19 protein-coding genes and 1 riboswitch are annotated in these 22,267 nt (G+C 72.6%); of the genes, 6 read left to right on the top strand and 13 right to left on the bottom strand.

The window, feature by feature from the left end; genetic code table 11:
* Positions 1-169 precede the first annotated feature (169 nt).
* Together ABT171_RS19805 and ABT171_RS19800 are read right to left on the bottom strand one after the other, a co-directional pair.
* The gene (locus ABT171_RS19805; RefSeq protein ID WP_351245457.1) at positions 170-1,426 is read right to left on the bottom strand and encodes a sensor histidine kinase; all 1,257 of its coding nucleotides are present in this window, start codon (positions 1,424-1,426) and stop codon (positions 170-172) included.
* Between the two features lie 6 nt (positions 1,427-1,432).
* Positions 1,433-2,086 (bottom strand): response regulator transcription factor, encoded by a 654-nt coding sequence (locus ABT171_RS19800; protein WP_351245455.1) that lies wholly within the window; start codon positions 2,084-2,086, stop codon positions 1,433-1,435.
* A 413-nt stretch (positions 2,087-2,499) separates the two neighbouring features.
* Here ABT171_RS19800 and ABT171_RS19795 point away from each other — a divergent pair, with 413 nt between their 5' ends.
* On the top strand, positions 2,500-2,673 hold the full coding sequence (locus ABT171_RS19795) for a hypothetical protein (RefSeq protein WP_023546087.1): 174 nt from the start codon (positions 2,500-2,502) through the stop codon (positions 2,671-2,673).
* 80 nt (positions 2,674-2,753) lie between these two features.
* Here ABT171_RS19795 and ABT171_RS19790 read toward each other — a convergent pair whose 3' ends face one another.
* Both ABT171_RS19790 and ABT171_RS19785 read right to left on the bottom strand, forming a co-directional pair.
* Positions 2,754-3,569 carry an inositol monophosphatase family protein gene (locus tag ABT171_RS19790; protein WP_351245453.1) on the bottom strand — a complete coding sequence of 272 codons (816 nt, stop codon included), beginning with the start codon at positions 3,567-3,569 and terminating at the stop codon, positions 2,754-2,756.
* 8 nt (positions 3,570-3,577) lie between these two features.
* A complete protein-coding gene (locus ABT171_RS19785) occupies positions 3,578-4,705 on the bottom strand; it encodes a ferrochelatase (RefSeq protein WP_351245451.1) in 1,128 nt (375 codons plus the stop codon).
* A gap of 172 nt (positions 4,706-4,877) precedes the next feature.
* On the opposite strand from ABT171_RS19785, the gene ABT171_RS19780 reads away from it, so the two are divergent.
* The 3 genes from ABT171_RS19780 to sepH all read left to right on the top strand — a co-directional run bounded on the left by ABT171_RS19780 (position 4,878) and on the right by sepH (position 8,860).
* Positions 4,878-6,116 carry an MFS transporter gene (locus ABT171_RS19780; protein WP_351245449.1) on the top strand — a complete coding sequence of 413 codons (1,239 nt, stop codon included), beginning with the start codon at positions 4,878-4,880 and terminating at the stop codon, positions 6,114-6,116.
* Positions 6,076-7,395, top strand: a complete 1,320-nt coding sequence (locus ABT171_RS19775) for a D-arabinono-1,4-lactone oxidase (RefSeq protein ID WP_351245447.1) — start codon at positions 6,076-6,078, stop codon at positions 7,393-7,395. Before ABT171_RS19780 ends, ABT171_RS19775 begins: the two co-directional genes overlap by 41 nt.
* Before the next feature lie 424 nt (positions 7,396-7,819).
* Positions 7,820-8,860, top strand: coding sequence for a septation protein SepH (gene sepH, locus ABT171_RS19770; RefSeq protein WP_351245445.1), 1,041 nt, complete (start codon positions 7,820-7,822; stop codon positions 8,858-8,860).
* 54 nt (positions 8,861-8,914) lie between these two features.
* Here the strand turns inward: sepH and ABT171_RS19765 are convergent, their stop codons facing one another.
* On the bottom strand, positions 8,915-9,766 hold the full coding sequence (locus tag ABT171_RS19765) for a sulfurtransferase (RefSeq protein ID WP_351245443.1): 852 nt from the start codon (positions 9,764-9,766) through the stop codon (positions 8,915-8,917).
* A gap of 322 nt (positions 9,767-10,088) precedes the next feature.
* On the opposite strand from ABT171_RS19765, the gene ABT171_RS19760 reads away from it, so the two are divergent.
* Complete coding sequence (locus tag ABT171_RS19760) at positions 10,089-10,880, top strand: VOC family protein (protein ID WP_351245441.1); 792 nt, start codon at positions 10,089-10,091, stop codon at positions 10,878-10,880.
* A 463-nt stretch (positions 10,881-11,343) separates the two neighbouring features.
* Here ABT171_RS19760 and ABT171_RS19755 read toward each other — a convergent pair whose 3' ends face one another.
* From ABT171_RS19755 to ABT171_RS19740, 4 genes are all read right to left on the bottom strand, one after another.
* Entirely contained in the window at positions 11,344-11,994 is a 651-nt protein-coding gene (locus tag ABT171_RS19755; protein ID WP_351245439.1) for a thymidine kinase, read from the bottom strand.
* 43 nt (positions 11,995-12,037) lie between these two features.
* Positions 12,038-13,228 carry an alkaline phosphatase family protein gene (locus tag ABT171_RS19750; RefSeq protein WP_351245437.1) on the bottom strand — a complete coding sequence of 397 codons (1,191 nt, stop codon included), beginning with the start codon at positions 13,226-13,228 and terminating at the stop codon, positions 12,038-12,040.
* Complete coding sequence (locus ABT171_RS19745; protein WP_351245435.1) at positions 13,228-13,815, bottom strand: DUF5998 family protein; 588 nt, start codon at positions 13,813-13,815, stop codon at positions 13,228-13,230. Before ABT171_RS19745 ends, ABT171_RS19750 begins: the two co-directional genes overlap by 1 nt.
* A 161-nt stretch (positions 13,816-13,976) precedes the next feature.
* A complete protein-coding gene (locus tag ABT171_RS19740; protein ID WP_351245433.1) occupies positions 13,977-16,811 on the bottom strand; it encodes a bifunctional acetate--CoA ligase family protein/GNAT family N-acetyltransferase in 2,835 nt (944 codons plus the stop codon).
* Between the two features lie 178 nt (positions 16,812-16,989).
* Between ABT171_RS19740 and ABT171_RS19735 the strand changes: the two genes are divergently transcribed.
* Positions 16,990-17,271, top strand: coding sequence for an HPr family phosphocarrier protein (locus ABT171_RS19735; protein WP_351245432.1), 282 nt, complete (start codon positions 16,990-16,992; stop codon positions 17,269-17,271).
* A 140-nt stretch (positions 17,272-17,411) separates the two neighbouring features.
* Here ABT171_RS19735 and ABT171_RS19730 read toward each other — a convergent pair whose 3' ends face one another.
* The 4 genes from ABT171_RS19730 to ABT171_RS19715 form a co-directional block, all read right to left on the bottom strand.
* Positions 17,412-18,098, bottom strand: coding sequence for a GntR family transcriptional regulator (locus tag ABT171_RS19730; protein WP_351245430.1), 687 nt, complete (start codon positions 18,096-18,098; stop codon positions 17,412-17,414).
* 197 nt (positions 18,099-18,295) lie between these two features.
* Positions 18,296-19,039, bottom strand: coding sequence for a M23 family metallopeptidase (locus tag ABT171_RS19725; protein ID WP_351245428.1), 744 nt, complete (start codon positions 19,037-19,039; stop codon positions 18,296-18,298).
* Positions 19,040-19,051: 12 nt separating this feature from the next.
* Positions 19,052-19,215, bottom strand: a riboswitch (cyclic di-AMP (ydaO/yuaA leader).
* A gap of 212 nt (positions 19,216-19,427) precedes the next feature.
* Entirely contained in the window at positions 19,428-20,816 is a 1,389-nt protein-coding gene (locus ABT171_RS19720; protein WP_351245426.1) for a M16 family metallopeptidase, read from the bottom strand.
* Positions 20,813-22,207: a M16 family metallopeptidase gene (locus ABT171_RS19715; RefSeq protein WP_351245424.1), complete on the bottom strand. Its 1,395-nt coding sequence runs from the start codon at positions 22,205-22,207 to the stop codon at positions 20,813-20,815. The genes ABT171_RS19720 and ABT171_RS19715 overlap by 4 nt, the downstream gene beginning before the upstream one ends.
* Between the last annotated feature and the right edge of the window lie 60 nt (positions 22,208-22,267).

Raw genomic sequence — 22,267 nt, 5'->3', positions numbered from 1 at the left:
ATCAAGAGCCCTGAAAACCAGGACTTTCCCGGCTTTCTGCCATGTGTCATGATCACGGAACGTACATGACCGGAAATCCTCCCATGTGATTGATCACACAATGTGAACCCCGTTCGGCGCCCCGAAAATTCCGCGCAAAGCGAACATCCCCCGCGTGTGTCGGTCCGGATCACAGCGGCAGGGTGACCCGCATCACCAGGCCGCCGCCCTCACGGGGCTGCGCCACGATGTGGCCACCGTGCGCGCGCGCCACCGACCGGACGATGGACAGACCGAGGCCGACGCCCTTGTCGCTGCCCGTGCGCTCGGTGCGGAGCCGCCGGAAGGGCTCGAAGAGGTTGTCGATCTCGTACGCCGGCACCACCGGGCCGGTGTTCGTGACGGTCAGCACCGCCTGTCCGTGCTCGACCTCGGTGTTCACCTCGACCCAAGCGTCCTCGGGCACGTTGTACCGAACGGCGTTCTGCACCAGGTTGAGCGCGATCCGCTCCAGCAGCACGCCGTTGCCCTGCACCACGGCGGGCCTGCGCTCGCCGCGGATCTTGACGCCCTTGGCGTCGGCCTCGGCGTGCACCTGGTCGATGGCCTGGGCGGCGACCTCGGCCAGGTCGACGGGCTTCCGCTCGACGATCTGGTTGTCGCTGCGGGCGAGCAGCAGCAGGCCCTCGACCAGCTGTTCGCTGCGCTCGTTGGTCGCCAGCAGCGTCTTGCCGAGCTGCTGCAGCTCCACCGGGGCGTTCGGGTCCGACAGATGGACCTCCAGCAGCGTTCTGTTGATCGCGAGCGGGGTGCGCAGCTCGTGCGAGGCGTTGCCGACGAAGCGCTGCTGGGCGGTGAAGGCCCGCTGCAGCCGCTCCAGCATGTCGTCGAAGGTGTCCGCCAGCTCCTTCAGCTCGTCGTCCGGGCCGTCCAGCTCGATCCGGCGGGACAGATCGGATCCGGCCACCTGGCGGGCGGTGCGGGTGATCCGGCCGAGCGGGGACAGCACGCGGCCGGCCATCGCGTAACCGAACGCGAACGCGATCACGGCGAGGCCGAGCAGGGCCAGCAGCGAGCGGCTGAGCAGATCGTCCAGGGCCGTCTGGCGCTGCTGGTCCACGCAGTGCGCGATCGCGTCGTTGAAGTCGGACAGCGGCAGCGGGCTGGAGTTGATCGCGGTGATCGCGGGGCAGTTGTCGCTGGAGACCCGGATCTGCGAACCGCTGACGATCTTGAACAGCGGCTGGTTGCCGGTGCTGATCGCCTGTGCGGCCAGCAGATAGATGATGGACAGCAGCAGGATGCCGGCGATCAGGAACATGCCGCCGTACAGCAGCGTGAGGCGTATCCGGATGGTCGGGCGCAGCCACGGGAAGGGCGGCTGCGGTCTCCTGGGGTCCCAGGTGGGCTTGGGCGGCGCCTGGGGCGGTGCGGGGGTGGCGGCCATGGCGGATCAGATCCGGTAGCCGGAGCCGGGGACGGTGACGATGACCGGCGGCTCGCCGAGCTTGCGGCGCAGGGTCATCACGGTGACCCGCACCACGTTGGTGAACGGGTCGGTGTTCTCGTCCCAGGCCTTCTCCAGCAGCTGCTCGGCCGAGACGACCGCGCCCTCGCTGCGCATGAGCACCTCCAGCACCGCGAACTCCTTGGGCGCGAGCTGGATCTCCCTGCCCTCGCGGAACACCTCGCGGCGGTTGGGGTCGAGCTTGATGCCGGCGCGCTCCAGGACCGGCGGCAGCGGCACGCTCGTACGGCGGCCGAGGGCGCGCACGCGCGCGATGAGCTCGCTGAACGCGAACGGCTTGGGCAGATAGTCGTCGGCGCCGATCTCCAGGCCCTCGACCCGGTCGCTGACGTCACCGGCGGCGGTGAGCATGAGCACGCGCGTGGGCATGCCCAGCTCCACGATCTTGCGGCAGACGTCGTCGCCGTGCACGAGCGGGAGGTCGCGGTCGAGGACGACCACGTCGTAGTCGTTGACGCCGATGCGCTCCAGGGCGGCCGCACCGTCGTACACGACGTCGACGGCCATGGCCTCCCGGCGCAGTCCGGTGGCCACCGCATCGGCGAGCAGCTGCTCGTCCTCGACGACGAGTACGCGCACGTCGCAAGTCCTTCCTCTGTCCACCCGCACGGCGCACCGTGGGCGCGTGCGGGCAGGGGTGTTCGTGGGGTGTGACCTCCATCCTGCCCTTTTCGGCCGTAAGTCGGCTGTAAGGCGGGTTGCGGACGACGCAGACCGGCGCCGAGGGCGGGAATACGAGATTTTCTCCCCCGGTTGAGGTTTCCGGGCGGGGGAGCGGGGGGAGGACGGCTTTACACCCCGCGATCACGCTCTGCATGTGCCGCAGCACCATGCGGTACTCCGCGACCCGCTTCGCAGAGCGGGCGCGGGTGTCCGGCACCGTCGCCGCCCGGCAGGGCAGCGCTGGGCACCCGCGAGAGACGTGATCGCCCCTTTCCCAACCGGCACACCCCCGTGCCACCGACCCACGACCCAGGACGAGGGGGCGCAGCATGGACGCTTTCACCGCAGGACTTCTGCAGCGCATAAGGGCGACCGAGTCCGACCTGTCGCGGGCTCGTGACGAGGGTGACGACTTCCTCGTCGAAGTGGAGCAGGCTGAGCTCGACGACCTGCGACGCCTCGCCGCCGAACACGGTGTGGAGGTCGGCGCGTCACGCGTCTGATCGGCCCGAAAGCGCAAGAAGGGGCCCCGGCGAATCCAGCGCCGGGGCCCCTTTGCGTGTCCGGGGGCGTCAGCTCCCGGTCAGTCGTGCCACGCCCCGAAGTCCTCCAGCAGGCCCTGCAGCGGCTCGAAGACGCCCGGTGAGCCGGCGACGGTCAGGTCCCGCGAAGGACGCTCCCCCGGCCGCCCGCCGACCAGGGCACCGGCCTCGCGGGCGATCAGGTCACCCGCCGCGAAGTCCCACGCGTTCAGCCCTCGCTCGTAGTACCCGTCAAGCCGGCCGCAGGCCACATCGCACAGATCGACGGCCGCCGAGCCGCTGCGCCGGATGTCCCGCAGCAGCGGGACGAGCCGGCCGGCGACCTCGGCCTGGTGCGCGCGGACCTCGGTGACGTAGTTGAAGCCGGTGGAGACGAGCGCCTGGTCCAGTGGGGGCGCGGGACGGCAGGCGAGCGCCCGCTCGCCCTCCCACGCGCCGGTCGCCCATGCTCCGCCCCCGCGCACGGCGTGGTACGTCTCGCCGCGCATCGGGGCCGCGACGACCCCGGCGACCGTCTCGCCGTCCTGCTCGGCCGCGATGGACACCGCCCAGGTCGGCAGCCCGTACAGGTAGTTCACCGTCCCGTCGAGCGGGTCGATCACCCAGCGGATGCCGCTGGTGCCGTCGCTGGAGGCGCCCTCCTCGCCGAGGAAGCCGTCGTCGGGGCGCCGGCCGGAGATCAGACCGGTGATCAGCTTCTCCGCGGCGATGTCCATCTCGGTGACGACGTCGATCGGGCTGGACTTGGTCCGCGCCACGGCCAGATCGGCCGGGCGGCCGTCGCGCAGCAGCTCTCCGGCCCGGCGGGCGGCCTCCTGGGCCAGCTCCAGCAGTTCCCGGTGCAGGGCGTCGGTCACGGGGCTCCTCACGCGTAGGGGCTGTCGGCGCCGGCGGCGGCCGGGCGGGGGGTACGGGACGGGCAGCAGCCGACCGGGCAGATGTCGTGGCTCGCGCCGAGGGCGCCCAGGGCGCAGGGGGTGACCTGCCGGCCGCGCTCGACGGCGGCGCGCTCGGTGATCAGCTCGCGGACGGCGGCGGCGAACCGCGGGTCGGCGCCCACGGTGGCCGAGCGGCGCACCGGCAGGCCCAGTTCCCCGGCCGTGGCCGTGGCCTCGGTGTCGAGGTCGTACAGGACCTCCATGTGGTCGGAGACGAAGCCGATCGGGGCCATCACGACGGCCGGGACGCCCGCCGCGTGCTGCTCCTCCAGGTGGTCGCAGATGTCCGGCTCCAGCCACGGGATGTGCGGGGCGCCGGACCGGGACTGGTAGACCAGCCGCCAGGGGTGGTCCACACCCGTGCGCTCGCGGACGGCGTCGGCGATCAGCTGGGCCACGTCCAGGTGCTGCTCGACGTAGGCGCCGCCCTCGCCGTGGGCCTCGACGGGCCCGGAGGTGTCGGCGGCGGCGGTCGGGATGGAGTGCGTGGTGAAGGCGATGTGGGCGCCTGCGCGGACCTCCTCGGGGAGGTCTTCGAGGGAGCGCAGCACGCCGTCGGTCATGGGCTCGACGAAGCCGGGGTGGTTGAAGTAGTGCCGCAGCTTGTCGATCCTGGGCAGCTCCAGGCCCTCGGCCTGGAGGGCGGCCAGCGCGTCGGCGAGGTTCTCGCGGTACTGGCGGCAGCCCGAGTAGGAGGCGTAGGCGCTGGTGGTGAGCACCAGGATGCGGCGGCGGCCGTCGGCCACCATCTCGCGCAGGGTGTCGGTCAGATACGGCGCCCAGTTGCGGTTGCCCCAGTAGACCGGCAGATCCAGGCCGTGCTCGGCGAAGTCCTTGCGCAGGGCGTCCAGCAGGGCGCGGTTCTGGGCGTTGATGGGGCTGACCCCGCCGAACAGGAAGTAGTGCTGCCCGACTTCCTTCAGGCGTTCGTTCGGGATGCCACGCCCGCGCGTGACGTTCTCCAGGAACGGGACCACGTCGTCCGGGCCTTCGGGGCCGCCGAAGGAGAGCAGGAGCAGGGCGTCGTACGGGGTGGCATCGAGCGCGTCTGGCATGTCTCGATCCTGCCACCCGGTACTGACAGCCGGGCAACAGCAGGGTGACGAGTCGGGTTCCAGTCGGTTTATGCCGGTTTTTCCCGCGGTCAAACGAGGTGCAATTAGGGTCCCCTAACTCGTAATCTGTATCCGCCGCATTCGCGCCTTACCGAGCCGCTTCGGAGACCACGTGCCCAGCCCCTACAGCGCCCTGTTCGCCGAACCCGGCACCAAGGCGTTCTCCGCCGCGGGACTCCTCGGCCGGATGCCGCTGTCGATGATGGGCATCGGCGTGGTCACGATGATCTCCCAGCTGACCGGGCGGTACGGGCTCGCGGGCGCGCTGTCGGCCACCATGGCGCTGTCCGCCGCGGTGATCGGCCCGCAGATCTCCCGGCTGGTCGACCGGCACGGGCAGCGCCGGGTGCTGCGCCCGGCCACCCTGGTGGCGCTCTCGGCGGCGGCCGGGCTGCTGCTCGCCGCGCACCTGAAGGGGCCGGACTGGGTGCTGTTCGTGTGCGCGGCCGGGATCGGTTCGGTGCCGAGCCTGGGCGCGATGATCCGGTCCCGTTGGGCGGCGCTGTACCGGGGCACCGACAAGCTGCACACCGCGTACTCGTTCGAGTCGGTCGTCGACGAGGTCTGCTTCATCTTCGGCCCGATCATCTCCATCGGGCTGTCCACGGCCTGGTTCCCGGAGGCCGGGCCGCTGCTCGCCGCCTGCTTCCTGGCCGCCGGTGTCTTCTGGCTCACCGCCCAGCGCGCCACGGAGCCGGAGCCGCACCCGCGCGAGAAGCACGGCGGTGGTACGGCCCTGCGCTCGGGCGGGCTCCAGGTCCTGGTGGCGACCTTCGCCGCGACCGGCGCGATCTTCGGCTCCGTGGACGTGGTCACCGTCGCCTTCGCCGACGAGCGCGGCCACAAGGGCGCCGCGAGTGTCGTGCTGGCGCTGTACGCGGCCGGTTCCTGTGTGGCCGGCGTGGTCTTCGGGCTGCTGCGGTTCGCCGGGGCGCCGGAACGTCGCTGGCTGCTGGGCGTGGCGGGGATGGCCGTGAGTATGATCCCCCTCCTACTGGTCGGAAACCTGCCGCTTCTGGCCGTGGCGCTGTTCGTTGCGGGGCTGTCCATCGCACCGACGATGATCACGACGATGTCCCTCATCGAAGAGCACGTACCTCGCGCGCAGCTCACCGAGGGCATGACCTGGGTGAGCACCGGCCTCGCGGTCGGGGTCGCGCTCGGCTCCTCCGTGGCCGGCTGGCTGATCGACGCCGCCGGGGCAGGGTCCGGGTACGGGGTTCCGGCCGTGTCCGGGGCCGTCGCGGTCGCGGTCGGTTTCCTGGGGTACCGCCGGCTGCGCAGGCCGGCCGCGGGTCGGGGAGGCACCGTTGAGCAGCACAGCGAGCGGGAAGAACGGCACCTGGCGTAACTGGGGCGGGAACGTCTCGGCGCGGCCCGCCCGGCAGGTCGCGCCGGCGTCGGTGGACGAGCTGGCCGCGGCGGTGCGCCGGGCGGCGGAGGACGGCCTGAAGGTGAAGGCGGTCGGGACCGGCCACTCCTTCACGTCGATCGCGGCCACCGACGGTGTGTTGATCCGCCCTCAACTGTTGACCGGGATACGCAGGATTGACCGTGAGGCCATGACGGTCACGGTGGAGGCCGGCACCCCGCTCAAGAGACTCAATGCGGCTCTGGCGCGCGAGGGCCTGTCGCTGACCAACATGGGCGACATCATGGAGCAGACCGTCTCCGGGGCCACCAGCACCGGCACGCACGGCACGGGCCGCGAGTCCGCTTCCATCGCCGCCCAGATCAAGGGCCTCGAACTCGTCACGGCCGACGGCTCGGTACTCACCTGCTCCGAGAAGGAGAACCCGGACGTCTTCGCGGCCGCCCGGACAGGCCTCGGCGCCCTCGGCGTCGTCACCGCCATCACTTTCGCCGTGGAGCCGCTGTTCCTGCTCACCGCGCGCGAGGAGCCGATGCCCTTCGAGCGGGTGCTGGCCGAGTTCGACCAACTGTGGGCCGAGAACGAGCACTTCGAGTTCTACTGGTTCCCGCACACCGGCAACACCAACACCAAGCGGAACAACCGCAGCGCCGGCCCCGAGCAGCCCGTGGGGCAGCTGGCCGGCTGGTTCGAGGACGAGTTCCTCTCCAACGGCGTCTTCCAGGTGGCCCAGTGGGTCGGCCGCGCCGTGCCCGCCACCGTCCCGGCCATCGCCCGGATCTCCAGCAGGGCCCTGTCCGCGCGGACGTACACGGACATCCCCTACAAGGTCTTCACCTCGCCGCGCCGGGTGCGGTTCGTGGAGATGGAGTACGCCGTCCCGCGCGCGGCCCTGGCGGAAACGCTGCGGGAGCTGAAGGCCATGGTCGACCGCTCGGGGCTGCGCGTCAGCTTCCCCGTGGAGGTGCGCACCGCGCCGGCCGACGACATCACCCTGTCCACCGCGTCCGGCCGGGACAGCGCCTACATCGCCGTCCACATGTTCCGGGGCACGCCCTACCACGCCTACTTCACCGCCGCCGAGCGGATCTTCACCGCGCACGAGGGCCGGCCGCACTGGGGCAAGGTGCACACGCGGGACGCGGAGTACTTCGCGCGCGTGTACCCGCGTTTCGCGGAGTTCACCGCACTGAGGGACCGTCTCGACCCGGAACGGCTGTTCCAGAACGACTACCTGCGGAGGGTCCTGGGGTCGTAGGCGCCGCGACGGACCGACGAAGCCAATAGTTCCGTTTCTGCGGATTGCGTGACGTTCGCCACTTTCATGATCGGTAAAACCGGTTGCCAAGGGCCAAGTCGTAGGCCTTGCCAGAAGTTGGGCGGCGCGCCCATCCACGCACATGGTCCAAATGGAGTACTGTTGCGAGCCCTGGGTCCGGTCTCCCACCAGGGTGTCCGCGGCCTTGCAGGACCGCCGGGAGGGGGGCTAGTTGCACAGGGTGACAGACTTGGTCACTTAGCGTTGCGAACAGGTAACCGTGCCATAACGGCGACCCAGGGTCCGTGCCCGACACGCCGGGCAACTCGGCAAGGTTGTGGCAGGCTGCACCCGGGCAGGCCACACTCGACTAGCGGAAGCAGCGACGCACGTGACGTCGGCAGGCACCACCCGGGAGGTCCCCATGCCCGAACTGCGTGTCGTGGCCGTCTCGAATGACGGCACACGGCTGGTGCTCAAGGCTGCCGACTCTACGGAGTACACGCTTCCGATCGACGAACGGCTCCGCGCCGCCGTGCGCGGCGACCGGCCGCGTCTCGGTCAGATCGAGATCGAGGTCGAGAGCCATCTGCGCCCGCGTGACATCCAGGCGCGTATACGCGCCGGGGCCACCGCGGAAGAGGTCGCCCAGCTCGCCGGCATCCCCGTCGACCGCGTACGGCGGTTCGAGGGGCCCGTGCTGGCCGAGCGCGCCTTCATGGCGGAGCGCGCCCGCAAGACCCCCGTCCGCCGTCCCGGCGAGAACTCCGGCCCGCTGCTCGGCGAGACCGTGCAGGAACGCCTGCTGCTGCGCGGCGCCGAGAAGGACACCGTGCAGTGGGACTCCTGGCGCCGTGACGACGGCACCTGGGAGGTGCTCCTCGTCTACCGGGTCGCGGGCGAACCGCACTCGGCGAGCTGGACGTACGACCCGCCCCGGCGGCTCGTCCAGGCCGTGGACGAGGAGGCGCGCTCGCTCATCGGCGAGTCCGACGACCTCGCCGTGCCCGAGCCGAGCTTCCCGTTCGTCCCGCGCATCGCCCGGCTGCCGCGCGAGCGTTCGATGGACCGCGCACTCGACCGGAGCGACCGGGAGCGGCCGAGCCTGCCCGCGCAGCCGTCCGAGCCCACCGAGGACAGCGCGGGCGAACGCGACTCGCTGACCAGCCTGCTGGAGGCCGTGCCGAGCTTCCGGGGCGACCTCGTGGTCCCCGAGCGCCCCGCGGAGACACCGGAGGAGCCCGCCGACGAACCGGCCGCCGAGGAGCCGCCGGCCCCCGCCGCCTCGGCCGGCTCGGCCTACGCGGACGTCCTCATGCCCCGCTCCGTCGGCAGCCACCGCGACCGGCTCATCGGCGCGACCGACCGGCAGGCCGAGGCCGACGGCGTCCGCCCCGGCCGCCGCGCGGCCGTCCCGAGCTGGGACGAGATCGTGTTCGGCACCCGGCGCAAGAAGCAGGAGTAAGCAGGCCGTACGGCGGAAGCGGGGCACGCGTGCGTGCCCCGCTTCCGGCTGCCCCTACTGCGGATCGGCCCCGACGGCCACCGGACGGGACGGGTCCGAGGACCACTCGGACCACGAACCCACGTACAGGGCCGCCGGAATGCCGGCGACGGCGAGGGCGAGGACCTCGTGGGCACCCGAGACGCCCGAACCGCAGTACACGCCCACCTCGGTGTCCGTGGAGACGCCCAGCGCCTTGAAGCGGTCCCGCAGCTCCGCCGCGGGCAGGAAGCGGCCGTCGGGACCCACGTTCTCCGTCGTGGGCGCCGACACCGCGCCCGGGATGTGCCCGCCGATCCGGTCCACCGGCTCCACCTCGCCGCGGTACCGCTCCCCCGCACGCGCGTCCAGCAGTACACCCGCGCGGGCCAGGGCCGCGGCCCCGTCCGCGTCCAGCAGCCCCGCGGCGGCCGGTACCGGCCGGAAGTCCCCCTCGGTCACCTCCGGCGCCTCGGTGGACAGTTCGCCCTCCCAGGCCGCCAGACCGCCGTCCAGGACCCGCACGTCCGGGTGACCCGTCCAGCGCAGCAGCCACCAGGCGCGCGCCGCCGCCCAGCCCTGGCCGCCGTCGCACACGACGACCGGGCGGGTGGCCGACACGCCCGCACGGCGCATCGCGGCACCGAACTCCGCGAGGTCCGGCAGCGGGTGCCTGCCCTGGGCCCCGGGCGCCCCGGCCAGTTCACGGTCCAGGTCGACGAAGACCGCGCCGGGGAGGTGACCGGCCGCGTACTCGGCCCGTCCGTCGAAGGCCGGCGCGCCCGCCGCCTTGGCCAGGCTCAGCTGCCAGCGCACGTCCAGCAGCAGCGGCGGGCGGTCCCCGGCCAGTTCGTGCGCGAGATCGGTTGCGGTGATGATGGCTGTCATGGCGTCCATCCATACGCCAGGGGTGGCCGCGGCGTCCAGGTCCGGCTACTCTGCTCGGCCGGACACGCTCGATCACCAGGCGTACGGGATCGAGCACGGGCTGTACAGCCGACGGACACCCGCCGGCCCTCGTCAGGAAGCGGCGAAAGACGGCAGATCGGGCATCCTCCCGGAGGTAGCGCCGGGCGGCTGCGCGGTATCGCACGAGGCAGCCGTGGACGATGCGGGCACCGGCACGGGCGTACCCGCCGCCGGCGTGGACACCCCTTCCGGGGAGCGGATGCGACACGGCCACCGCGAGGGGCCGGGGAGAGAGTGATCGATGACCGAGGCACGGGAGCCGGCCGGTCCGCACGCGCGGCGTGCGCCCGGTACGCCCTGCTGGGTGAGCCTGATGGCGCACGGGCTGGGCGCCACCGAGGAGTTCTACGGTGAGCTGTTCGGCTGGGAGTTCCGGCCGGGCCCGCAGCAGCTCGGCCCGTATGTGCGGGCGCTGCTGGACGGGCACGAGGTGGCGGGCATGGGCCAGCTGCCCCCGGACCGCCGGCTGCCGATCGCCTGGACGCCGTACTTCGCCTCGGGCGACGTGGACCACACGGCCGACACGGTGCGGGAGTGCGGCGGCACGGTGGCGGTCGGCCCGCTGGACGCCGCCGAGGCCGGGCGGCTGGCCATCGCCGCGGACCCCTCCGGCGCGGTGTTCGGCATCTGGCAGGGCTCCGCGCACGTCGGCAGCGCGATCACCGGTGTGCCCGGGACGCCCGCGTGGAACGAGCTGGTGACCTTCGAGACCGAGAGCGTCGCCAAGTTCTACGCGACCGTGTTCGGATACGAGCAGGAGCCGGTGGTGTCCGCCGACTTCGACTACGTGACCCTCCACCTCGCCGGCCGGCCGGTGGCCGGACTGCACGGCGTGGGCCACGCCCTGCCCCGCGATCGCGGACCGCACTGGCAGACGTACTTCGAGGTCGCCGACACCGACGCGACGACGCGTCAGGTCGCGGACCTCGGCGGCCGGGTCGTCCGGCCGCCGCACGACAGCCCGCACGGCCGCGTGGCCACGGTGGCGGACCCGGAGGGCGCGGAGTTCTGCGTGGTCCAGAACCCGCACTGAGCGAAACGGCGGCGCCCCCGGACCGACGGGTGCGGTGGGGGCCCCGGGCGCGGGGGCCCCCCCCCAAGCGGCGCCCCCCCCCACGCGGGGAGGCCCAGGGACCCGGGGTCGGGGGGGGCGGGGGGGGGGGGGGTGTGCGGGGGCCCCCCCCCCCCCCAGTGCCCGCCGGGGCGCCCCCCCGGCCGGGGGGGGGGGGGGGCGCCCCGGGGCGGGGGGCCCCCACCGCCATGCGGCTCCGCCGCGAACGGGGCGAGTCCCAGGACCCGGAGGACGGGGCGGCAAGGGCGCTGGACCGGCTCGTGACGGCCGGGCGGGCCCGGCCGGGCCCGGGACGCCGGGACGAGGACGCGGGCACGGCAGGGCGCCGTACCGGCCCAGCACGTGGCCGAACGGGACGACCGGGCTCAGGGCGCGCCGGGAACGAGCCCCACGCCCCTGGCGGGTCCTGGGCCGGCCCGAGGGGTCAGGACGCCGAGACGGGGAGGACGTCCGGGGAGAGGGCCGCCGCGCGGGCCGTTGCGGCGGTCATCCGGCGCCGGTGGTGGCGACGGCACAGCACCTCGTAGCCGACCTCGCCCGCCGCCTGGTTGACGTCGCCGACGACCACCTGGGCGCCTTCCACGACCATCTCGCCGCCTACCGTGCGGGCGTTGTGCGTGGCGCGGGCGCCGCACCAGCACAGCGCCTCCACCTGGAGCACCTCGATACGGTCGGCCAGCTCCACCAGCCGCTGCGAGCCGGGGAAGAGCTTGGAGCGGAAGTCGGTGGTGATCCCGAAGGCGTACACGTCCAGGCCGAGGTCGTCGACCACGCGCGCGAGCTGGTCGATCTGCCCGGGTGCGAGGAACTGCGCCTCGTCCGCGATCACGTAGTCGGCCCGGCCGCCCTGCGAGAGGTGCTCCACGAGATAGCCGTACAGGTCCTGGTCGTCGGCGACCTCCACCGCGTCGGTGACCAGGCCGAGCCGCGAGGACAGCTTGCCCTCGCCCGCGCGGTCGTTCCGGGTGAAGATCATGCCGACGAGGCCGCGCGCGGAGCGGTTGTGCTCGATCTGCAGAGCCAGCGTCGACTTCCCGCAGTCCATCGTTCCGGAGAAGAACACCAGCTCGGGCATGAGGAGTTGAGCACCTTTCGGCGGACAGTCGGGACAGGGGGCTTCAGGAGCGTACTTCGAGCAGCGGGACCAGCTGCTCCGCGGGCGTCATCGAACCGTGGTTGCCGACCAGCGCCGACTCCTTGGGCTCCCGCTCGGACGCGATGATCAGGACGTCGTCGTGCGCGGCCGCGACCACGTCCCCGAGCCGTGCGTACACCCGCTCGTCGATGTGCGGCCCGAACCAGCCCGCCGCGATCGCCTCGTCCCGCGAGGCCACCCAGAACTGCTCGCCGAGCACCTCGCGCCAGACGGTCAGGACGTCGTTCTCGGCACCCGGCACCGCGTACACGTGCCGCGCCCGGCCCTCGCCGCCCAGCAGGGCGACCCCGGCCCGCAGCTCCCAGTCCGTGTCGAAGTCGAGGCGGTGCTCCTCGTCGAACGGGACGTCGACCATGCCGTGGTCGGCGGTGATGTACAGCGCGCTGCGCGGCGGCAGTTGCTCGGCGAGGCGCTGGGCGAGCCGGTCGACGTACATCAGCTGGCCGCGCCAGGTGTCGGAGGCGACGCCGTAGCGGTGTCCGGCGCCGTCCAGCTCGGAGTAGTACGTGTAGACCAGCGAGCGGTCCCCGGCGGCCAGTTGCGCGGCCGCGAGGTCCATGCGTTCCTCGCCGCTCAGCCGGCCGTGGAAGCCGCCGCCGCTCAGCGCGATCTTGGTGAGCGGGGTGTGCTCGAAGGCCGGCGAGGTCACCTGTGCGGCGTGCACCCCGGCCTGCTCGGCCAGCTGGAAGACGGTGGGGTACGGCTGCCAGGCGCGCGGATCGGTGTACGGCTGCCAGCGGAGCTGGTTCATCAGCTCGCCGGTGGCCGGGTTGCGGACCGTGTAGCCGGGCAGGCCGTGGGCGCCGGGCGGCAGGCCCGTGCCGACGGAGGCGAGGGAGACCGCGGTGGTCGCCGGGTAGCCGGCGGTGAGCGGGCGGCCGGTGCCGCCGCGGGAGGTGCCGAGCAGGGAGGCCAGGAAGGGCGCCTCGTCCCGGTGGGCCTGCAGCTGCTCCCAGCCGAGCCCGTCGACCAGGAAGACACAGACGCGGTCGGCGGCGGTCAGCTCCGGGATCGTCGCGGACATGCCGGGGACGCCCATCCCGGCGGCCAGGGTGGGCAGCAGATCGGCGAGGGAGCCGGTGCCGTACTCGGGCAGCGGCGCGGTGTCCAGGGCGAGCGGTTCCGGGTGGTCCCAGGCGGAGAGCTGGGACATCAGTGCGCGATGTCCGCGGTCGCCTCCGAGATGGCCTGGGCGAAGGCGAGCGCCTGGCGCACCGTCTCCGGGCCGTCCCCGGCCTCGCTGACGCGCAGGCTGAGGTCGTCCGCCGTGGAGTTGCCCGTGTAGCCGTGGTCGGCGTCGCAGTTGGGGTCGCCGCAGGCGGCGGGCTCCAGGTCGATGCGGTTGACCGCGCCCCAGCCGATGGTGAGCACGACCTCCCGGGGCAGCGTGCCCGGCGCGTACTGCTCCGGGTTCGCGACCACGCGGCTGACCACGACCGAGGAGATCCGGCCGAGCTTCACGGACTCGGTGGAGGTGGTGGCGTACGGCGTCGGGGAGGTGCTGTCGGCGGCCTGCTCGTCGGTGTGGCTGACGATGAAGCGGTTGCCGGTGAGGACCAGCACCGTGACATGCCGGCGGACCTCGTTCTGGTCGAACGTCGTCTCCTGGTGGACCAGGTACGACCGGATGGGCTCGCCGCCCACAGCGGCCTCCACCGCCTCGGCCACGAGGGCCGGGTAGTAGCCGCTGCGCTCGATCGCCGCGCGCAGCCCCTGGGTCGTCGTACTGGTCTTGGCCATGGCGTCCATCCTAATCCGTGGGCAAGGGGGGTCCGGGCCAGTCGCGCAGACCCGGGGAAGGTCCGCGTACGCGCGCGTGGCGGTCCGGGGACGGGTCCCGTGGGCGGGTCGGCGAAGCCGGCCTCCGGGCCGGCGGTCTCCGCGCGCTCCCCCACGCCCGCTCAGTAGGCCGGCATCGTGCGCGGGCCGAGGTCGTCGCGGGCGGGCGGGGGCGCGAGCCGTACCGTGGCGCCGAGGGCGCTCACGCCGTGCGGGGCGACGACGACCGGTTCCAGGGTGACGGCGACCACTTCCGGGTGATCGTCGACCAGCCGGGACACCCGCAGCAGCAGCTCCTCCAGTGCGGGGGTGTCGACGGGTGTGGAGCCGCGCCAGCCGAAGAGCAGCGGCGCGGTGCGGATGGAGCGCACCAGCGAGGTCGCCTCCCGGTCGGTGACCGGGACGAGCCGGTGCGCCATGTCCCCGAGCAGCTGCGAGGCGGCCCCGGCGAGCCCGAAGGACAGCACGGCCCCGGCCGCCGGGTCGATCACCGCCCGTACGACGGTGTCGACGCCGCGCGGCGCCATGCCCTGCACCACCGGCCGCAGCTCCTCCGGCTTGCCGAACAGCTCCGTCAACTCGGCGTACGCCCGGCGCAGTTGCTCCTCGTCCGCGAGGTCGAGACGTACGCCGCCCAGGTCGGCGCGGTGTCTGAGGTGCGGGGCGGTGGCCTTGAGAGCCACCGGGTAGCCGAGCGTGCGGGCGGCCTCGGCGGCGGCGTCGGGCGTGGGGGCGGGCAGTGCTCGCCGCACCGGGATGCCGTACTTCCCGAGCAGCTCGCAGGTCTCGGCGTCGGAGATGGTGAGTCCCTGCCCGCGCGCGAGCAGCTCACCGATCAGCCGCGCGGCACCCTTCTCGTCGATGTCGTCGTACTCGGGCACCTTCCCCGGATCCAGGGCCTCGCGCCGCCACTGCCCGTACTTGACGGCTTCGGCCAGTGCGCGGACGGCGCGCTCGGCGGCGGGGTAGGCGGGGATGAGGTGCGTGCCTTCGGGAGGGGACGCGGGCGCGCTGGGCAGTCGTTCCGCAGGGGGGAACGGGCGGGCGCCACCCGCGGTACCGGGTGCCCTGTCAACGGCCTGGGGTGCGGTACTCGCCGCAGCCGACAGCGCTTCCGCAAGTCCCCCGAGCTCCACGTGCACCACCAGCACCGGTTTCCCCGGAACGGCCGCCGCAGCCGACCGCAGTGCCTCCGCCAACTCCGCGTCCCCCGGCGACGCTTCCCCGATGGCCGGTATCGCCGTCACCACGACGGAGTCGCACGTGTCGTCGGCCAGCGCCCGTGTCAGCGCCCGGTGGAAGTCCTCCGCCGTCGCCCCTGTCGTCAGATCGACCGGAGGCGACGGCCGCAGCCCCTCGGCGAGACAGCGGTCGTACGTCAGCACCCCCAGCGACTCGGAGTTCCCGAGGATCGCCACCCTGGGCCCCGCGGGAAGCGGCTGCCGCGCGAGCAGCAACCCGGCGTCGACCAGCTCGGTGATCGTCTCGACCCGGATCACCCCGGCCTGCCGCAGCAGCGCGGAGACGGTGGCGTGCGGCAGCCGGGTGGCCCGGACGGCGTGCCCCTGTGGCGCGGATCCGACTCCCTGCACCACGACCAGCGGTTTCGCCGCCGCCGTCCGCCGTGCGAGGCGCGTGAACTTGCGGGGGTTGCCGATGGACTCCAGGTACATGAGGGCGACGTCGGTCTCCGGGTCGTCGTACCAGTACTGGAGGACGTCGTTGCCGGAGACGTCCGCGCGGTTGCCGGCGGACACGAAGGTGGAGACCCCCGTGACCCCGGTGACCCCTCCGCCGCGCCGGTGCAGCCGGGACAGCAGGGCGATGCCGATGGCGCCGGACTGGGCGAACATGCCGATGCGGCCGGGGCGGGGCATCTCCGGGGCCAGGGAGGCGTTCAGCCGGACGTCCGCTGCGGTGTTGATGATCCCGAACGCGTTCGGGCCGATGATCCGCATGCCGTACGCGCGTGCCTGCCGCACGAGCGCCCGCTGCCGCTCGCGTCCCCCGGGCCCGCTCTCGGCGTACCCGGCGGAGAGCACCACGAGCCCCTGCACCCCGTGCTCTCCGCATTCGGCGACCACGGCGGGCACGCGCTCGGCCGGTACGGCGACGACGGCGAGGTCCACGGGGCCGTCGATGTCCCGCACGGACCGGTGCGCCGGCACCCCGTCGACCTCCCCGAGGTCCTCCGGGAAGGCCGTGTTCACGGCGTGCAGCCGGCCGGCGTACCCGGCGTCCCGGATGTTGCCGAGGACGCTGCGGCCGACGCCGCCGGGGGCCCGGCCGACGCCGACGACCGCCACGGAACCGGGCGCGAGCAGCCGCCGTACCGAGCGGGCCTCGGCGCGCTGTTCCCGCGCGCGCTGCACGGCGAGGGAGCGGTCGGTGGGTTCGAGGTCGAACTCCAGGCGTACGACGCCGTCCTCGAAGCTGCGCTTCTGGGTGTAGCCGGCGTCCGTGAACACCTTGATCATCTTGGTGTTGGCGGGCAGCACCTCGGCGGCGAAGCGGCGGATGCCGCGCTCGCGGGCGACGGCGGCGATGTGCTCCAGCAGGGCGGAGGCGACCCCGCGGCCCTGGTGGGCGTCCTGCACGAGGAAGGCGACCTCGGCCTCGTCGGCGGGCGCGGAGGCGGGCAGACCGTCGGCGCCGATGCGGTCATAGCGTACGGTGGCGATGAACTCGCCGCCGACGGTGGCCGCGAGTCCCACCCGGTCCACAAAGTCGTGGTGCGTGAAGCGGTGGACGTCCTTGGCGGAGAGCCTGGGGTACGGCGCGAAGAAGCGGTAGTACTTCGACTCGTCCGAGACCTGCTCGTAGAAGCTGACCAGGCGGTCGGCGTCATCAATGGTGATGGGCCGGATGCGTGCGGTTCCCCCGTCGCGCAGCACCACGTCCGCCTCCCAGTGGGCGGGGTACTGGTGCCGGTCCTGCCGGTCCGCCGAGGTCTGCATGGGCCCCAGAGTACGGCTCGCGTACGACAACGGCGCGGGGCAGTCTGTGGAGGACGACGAGTCGGACCGAGGCCGCGGTCCGACGACACGCCAGGGCCGGACGAAGGTCCGCTCCGGGCATGCTTCACGATATGGGAAACTGGTCTAGACAACCCTGAGTACTGAAGGGCAGCAACACATGGCTGAGCGCCGCGTCAACGTCGGCTGGGCCGAGGGCCTCCACGCCCGCCCCGCTTCCATCTTCGTCCGGGCCGCCACGGCCGCAGGTGTCCCGGTGACGATCGCCAAGGCTGACGGCAACCCCGTCAACGCGGCCTCCATGCTGGCTGTCCTGAGCCTGGGCGCCCAGGGTGGCGAGGAGATCGTCCTCGCCTCCGACGCCGAGGGCGCGGACGCCGCCCTGGACCGGCTGGCCAAGCTGGTCTCCGAGGGCCTGGAAGAGCTGCCCGAGACCGTCTGAGCAAAGCGAGGGAGCCGCGCCGCCCATTCCGGGTGGCGCGGCTTCCGCGTTTTCCGGAGCGTGAATTCAGGACGCCCGAGAAAATGGCACCGGAAATCTGCACCCGGCAAATAGCCCCTCCTTTGTATACGGCGCCCGTGTTAATGCCGAAGCCTCGACATGTTTACGGCGTGTTGCGAAGTCCTCACACGCTCGGCGGACCCGGGAAAGCGCAGCCGGTGCGCGGCCGTCGCGCGCTCGGTGTGCAGCGCCGTGACCGCCCGCGCGCGTTCGCCGTCGCCGCGCGCCACCGCGTCCACGATGGCGCCGTGTTCCGCCCAGGCCTCCACCGGGCTCGGTGGCGCGTCCACCGCGTACATCCAGGCGATCTTGTGCCGCAGCTGGCTGAGCATCGCGGTCAGCGAGGGGCTGCCACAGGCTTGCGCGAGCGTCTCGTGGAACCAGCCGCCCAGTGAGCGCAGATCCTCGCTGTGGCCCCTCCTGGCCCGCTCCTGACCGAGCCTGACCAGGCCGCGCAGCACCTTCAGGTGGGCCTCCGTGCGGCGCTGGGCGGCCCGGGCGGCCCCGAGCGGCTCCAGGAGCAGGCGCATCTCCAGCAGGTCGGCGGCCTCCTGCTCGGTCGGCTCGGCCACGCACGCGCCCGCGTGCCGGCGGGTCACCACGAAGCCCTCGGCCTCCAGAGTGCGCAGAGCCTCGCGGACGGGGACGCGCGAGACGCCGTAGCGGCGGGCCAGGACTTCCTCGGTGAGGCGGCCGCCGCGCTCATGGACACCGGCGACGATGTCGTCCCGGATCGCCGTGCACACCGAGTGCGCCGGAATACGCATGACCGACCTCCGCCTTAATCCCCGTGAAACGTCGACGATGGACGCGTGTTCCGTGACTCTATTCCAATGCGTCGGACATTCCGACGGCAGGCCGGAATCCATGGAAGTTTTTTGGTCGGCGGGTCCGGTGGACGCACGGAAAACGGTGAAAGCCCCGGCCGGTGCGGGCCGGGGCTTCCCAGGGTGCGGCAGGAGCGTCAGACGTCCAGGCCGTGCTTGCGGAGGTAGGCGACGGGGTCGACGTCCGAGCCGTAGTCGGGGCTCGTACGGGCCTCGAAGTGGAGGTGCGGACCGGTGACGTTGCCGGTCGCGCCGGACAGGCCGATCTGCTGGCCCGGGGTGACCTGCTGGCCCACCGTGACGCCGATCGACGACAGGTGGCCGTACTGGGTGTACATGCCGTCGGCCATCCGGATCACGATCTCGTTGCCGTACGCGCCGCCCCAGCCGGTGGAGACGACGGTGCCCATGCCGACCGCGTGGACGGGCGTGCCACTGGCCGCGTGGAAGTCGATGCCCGTGTGGTGGCCGGAGGACCACAGGGAGCTGCTGGCCTGGTAGCCGGTGGAGACGTAGGAGTTCGCTATCGGGATCACGAAGGCGTTCAGGCGCTCGCGCTCGGCCGCCCTGGCGGCGCGCGCCCTGGCCTCGCGGAGCTCATGGGCCCTCTTGGCCGCGGCCTGCTCGGCCGCCTTCTGGTTGGCGGCCTGCTGCTGGGCGGCGGCCTGCGCGTCGATCTGCTCGGCGATGTCGTCGCCGACGCTGATCACCGGGGTGAGGCCGGTCTGCTCGGCGGTGTTCTCGGCGGCCGTCGCCGGAGACGCCGCGAGGGTGCCGATGACGCCGGTGGTGGTGAGGGCCGCGATGCCGGCCGCCTGAGCGGTGGTGCGCTTGACCCGGCCGGGCTTGCGGTGCTTCCCGGTGGCGCACATGAACGCCATGAAGTGGCTGGTCCTTTCCTTCCCTCTCGCCTACCGGGTTAGCTGACGGGTTCGGAGCAGGAAGGTCTCCTACGGACCCCCTCGCGGTTCGCGCGGGCGCCCGATTCACCCCAGGGACTGCGTGGGTCCCCGGCTCCCCTGGCTCGCGCCGTACGGGGACTCGGCGATGGCTGTCCGGTGCCGCGGGTGCGGCGCACTGCCTGACGAACAGCCCGGACGACGCTACGGAAGGCTGCTGTCGAATCCCAAACGAATCCGGTTCTTTGTAGCGCATCCCACAGGGCAGACAGGCAACCTCCGTCCCAAATCGGGCATCTGGAGAAGGGAGTGGAACAGCTGGGGCCCTGACGGTGTGTTGACCGTCAGGGCCCCACGCGTGCGTGCCGTGCTACTCGGCCGCCACCACGGTCACTTCGCCGATGCCGAGCGCCTCGACGGGCGCCTTGATCTGGGCGGCGTCACCGACGAGGACGGTCACCAGGCGGTCCACCGGGAAGGCGTTCACGACGGCCGCCGTGGCCTCCACCGTGCCCGTCGCGGCCAGCTGCTGATACAGCGTCGCCTGGAAGTCGTCGGGCAGGTGCTGCTCGACCTGGTCGGCCAGTGTGCTCGCCACGGCCGCCGCGGTCTCGTACTTCAGCGGCGCCACCCCGACGAGGTTCTGCACGGCCACGTCCCGCTCGGCGTCGGTCAGGCCCTCCGCCGCGAGGGTCCGCAGCACCTTCCACAGGTCCTCCAGCGCGGGACCGGTGTTGGGGGTGTCCACGGAGCCGCTGATGGCGAGCATCGAGGCGCCCGTGCCGTCCGGTGCGGACCGGAGGACCTGTCCGAAGGCCCGCACCCCGTAGGTGTAGCCCTTCTCCTCGCGCAGCACGCGGTCCAGGCGGGAGGTGAGGGTGCCGCCGAGGCAGTAGGTGCCGAGGACCTGGGCGGGCCACACGCGGTCGTGCCGGTCGGCACCGACGCGGCCGATGAGCAGCTGTGTCTGCACGGCGCCGGGCCGGTCCACGATGACCACGCGGCCGGTGTCGTCCGCGGTCACCGGCGGCACGGGCCGCGGCTCGCCCGGGGTGCCGGTCCAGGCGCCCAGGGTGTCGCCGAGCAGCGCGTCCAGGTCGACCCCGGTGAGGTCGCCGACCACGACGGCCGTGGCCGTGGCGGGGCGTACGTACCGGTCGTAGAAGGCGCGGACGGCGGCGGCGTCGATCTTCTCGACGGTCTCCTCGGTGCCCTGGCGCGGACGCGACATGCGCGAGGTCACCGGGAACAGCTCCTTGAAGAGCTCCTTGGCGGCCCGGCGGGAGGGGTTGGCCAGCTCGTGCGGGATCTCGTCCAGGCGGTTGCGGACCAGCCGCTCGACCTCGCTCTCGGCGAAGGCGGGCGCGCGCAGGGCGTCGGCGATCAGGCCGAGGCCCTTGGCCAGGCGGGAGGCCGGGACCTCCAGGCTGAGCCGGACGCCGGGGTGGTCGGCGTGCGCGTCGAGCGTGGCGCCCGCGCGCTCCAGCTCGGCGGCGAACTCCTCGGCGGAGTGCTTGTCGGTGCCCTCGGAGAACGCCCGCGCCATGATCGTGGCGACGCCGTCGAGGCCGGCCGGCTCGGCGTCCAGGGGCGCGTCGAGCAGTACCTCGACGGCGACGACCTGCTGGCCGGGGCGGTGGCAGCGCAGCACGGTCAGGCCGTTGTCCAGCGCGGTGCGCTCGGGCGCCGGGAACGCCCAGGGCCGGGCGTCGCCGGGCTGCGGCTGGGGGTGGAAGTCCATGGTGGCGAGCTCGGTCACTTGGCCGTCTCCTCGTTCTCGTTACCGGCCTCTACGGTCGCTTCCTGCTCCGGGTCCTCGGGCACGTCGGCGTCCGGGGCATCCTGCGGGGACTTCGGTTCGTAGACCAGCACCGCGCGGTTGTCGGGGCGCAGACGGGCCTTGGCGACCTCCTGGACCTCCTCCGGGGTGATCTCCAGGACGCGCTTCACGGCGGTGAGGGCGAGCTGCGGGTCACCGAACAGGACGGCGTACCGGCACAGTTCGTCGGCGCGGCCGGCGACCGTGCCGAGCCGGTCGAGCCACTCGCGCTCCAACTGGGCCTGGGCGCGCTCCATCTCCTCGGGTGTGGGCCCCTCCTCGGCGAACCGGGCCAGCTCCTCGTCGATGGCGGCCTCGATGACGGGCACCTCGACGTCACCGGAGGTCTTCACGTCCAGCCAGCCCATGGAGGGCGCGCCGGCCAGGCGCAGCAGGCCGAAGCCGGCCGCGACGGCCGTACGGTCGCGGCGCACCAGCCGGTTGTACAGGCGGGAGGACTCGCCGCCGCCGAGGACGGTCAGGGCGAGGTCGGCCGCGTCGCACGCGCGCGTGCCGTCGTGCGGGAGCCGGTAGGCGGCCATCAGGGCGCGCGCCGGAACCTCCTCGACGACGACCTCGCGCTTCTGCTCGCCGATGACCTCCGGAAGGGAGCCGTCGCGCGGCGCGGGCTTGCCGTCGTGCCCGGGGATGGAGCCGAAGTACTTCTCGATCCAGGCGAGGGTCTGCTCGGGGTCGATGTCGCCGACCACGGAGAGCACCGCGTTGTTCGGCGCGTAGTAGGTGCGGAAGAACTGGCGGGCGTCCTCCAGGGTGGCCGCGTCCAGGTCCGCCATCGAGCCGATCGGCGTGTGGTGGTAGGGGTGGCCCTCCGGGTACGACAGGGCGGTCAGCTTCTCGAAGGCGGTGCCGTAGGGGACGTTGTCGTAGCGCTGGCGGCGTTCGTTCTTGACGACGTCCCGCTGGTTCTCCATGGACTCGTCGTCCAGGGCGGCGAGCAGCGAGCCCATGCGGTCGGCCTCCAGCCAGAGGGCGAGCTCCAGCTGGTGGGCGGGCATGGTTTCGAAGTAGTTGGTGCGCTCGAAGCTGGTGGTGCCGTTGAGCGAGCCGCCGGCGCCCTGCACCAGCTCGAAGTGACCGTTGCCCTTGACCTGTGCCGAGCCCTGGAACATCAGGTGCTCGAAAAGGTGAGCCAGACCGGTACGTCCCTTGACTTCGTGGCGGGAGCCGACGTCGTACCAGAGGCAGACCGCCGCCACCGGGGTCAGGTGGTCCTCGGAAAGCACCACGCGCAGACCGTTGGCCAGGCGGTGCTCGGTCGCTGTCAGGCCCCCGGAGCCTGCCTCGGCTGTGGTCGTGTGACCCATGGGCATGTACATCCCTTCGCGAGCGGATGCGGTTGTGGAAACCGCGGTCTTCCTGCCGTTCCTGCC

This window comes from Streptomyces sp. NPDC001851 (genome assembly GCF_040297165.1).
GTDB lineage: Bacteria > Actinomycetota > Actinomycetes > Streptomycetales > Streptomycetaceae > Streptomyces.
This window is presented reverse-complemented; position numbering and strand designations above follow the sequence as displayed.

Bases quoted from the DNA above. Each gene is read 5' to 3' on its own strand.
- ABT171_RS19805 (WP_351245457.1), bottom strand. From the start codon at position 1,426: ATGGCCGCCACCCCCGCACCGCCCCAGGCGCCGCCCAAGCCCACCTGG.
- ABT171_RS19795 (WP_023546087.1), top strand. From the start codon at position 2,500: ATGGACGCTTTCACCGCAGGACTTCTGCAGCGCATAAGGGCGACCGAG.
- ABT171_RS19785 (WP_351245451.1), bottom strand. From the start codon at position 4,705: ATGCCAGACGCGCTCGATGCCACCCCGTACGACGCCCTGCTCCTGCTC.
- sepH (WP_351245445.1), top strand. From the start codon at position 7,820: ATGCCCGAACTGCGTGTCGTGGCCGTCTCGAATGACGGCACACGGCTG.
- ABT171_RS19765 (WP_351245443.1), bottom strand. From the start codon at position 9,766: ATGACAGCCATCATCACCGCAACCGATCTCGCGCACGAACTGGCCGGG.
- ABT171_RS19760 (WP_351245441.1), top strand. From the start codon at position 10,089: ATGACCGAGGCACGGGAGCCGGCCGGTCCGCACGCGCGGCGTGCGCCC.
- ABT171_RS19755 (WP_351245439.1), bottom strand. From the start codon at position 11,994: ATGCCCGAGCTGGTGTTCTTCTCCGGAACGATGGACTGCGGGAAGTCG.
- ABT171_RS19750 (WP_351245437.1), bottom strand. From the start codon at position 13,228: ATGTCCCAGCTCTCCGCCTGGGACCACCCGGAACCGCTCGCCCTGGAC.
- ABT171_RS19745 (WP_351245435.1), bottom strand. From the start codon at position 13,815: ATGGCCAAGACCAGTACGACGACCCAGGGGCTGCGCGCGGCGATCGAG.
- ABT171_RS19740 (WP_351245433.1), bottom strand. From the start codon at position 16,811: ATGCAGACCTCGGCGGACCGGCAGGACCGGCACCAGTACCCCGCCCAC.
- ABT171_RS19735 (WP_351245432.1), top strand. From the start codon at position 16,990: ATGGCTGAGCGCCGCGTCAACGTCGGCTGGGCCGAGGGCCTCCACGCC.
- ABT171_RS19730 (WP_351245430.1), bottom strand. From the start codon at position 18,098: ATGCGTATTCCGGCGCACTCGGTGTGCACGGCGATCCGGGACGACATC.
- ABT171_RS19725 (WP_351245428.1), bottom strand. From the start codon at position 19,039: ATGGCGTTCATGTGCGCCACCGGGAAGCACCGCAAGCCCGGCCGGGTC.
- ABT171_RS19715 (WP_351245424.1), bottom strand. From the start codon at position 22,207: ATGCCCATGGGTCACACGACCACAGCCGAGGCAGGCTCCGGGGGCCTG.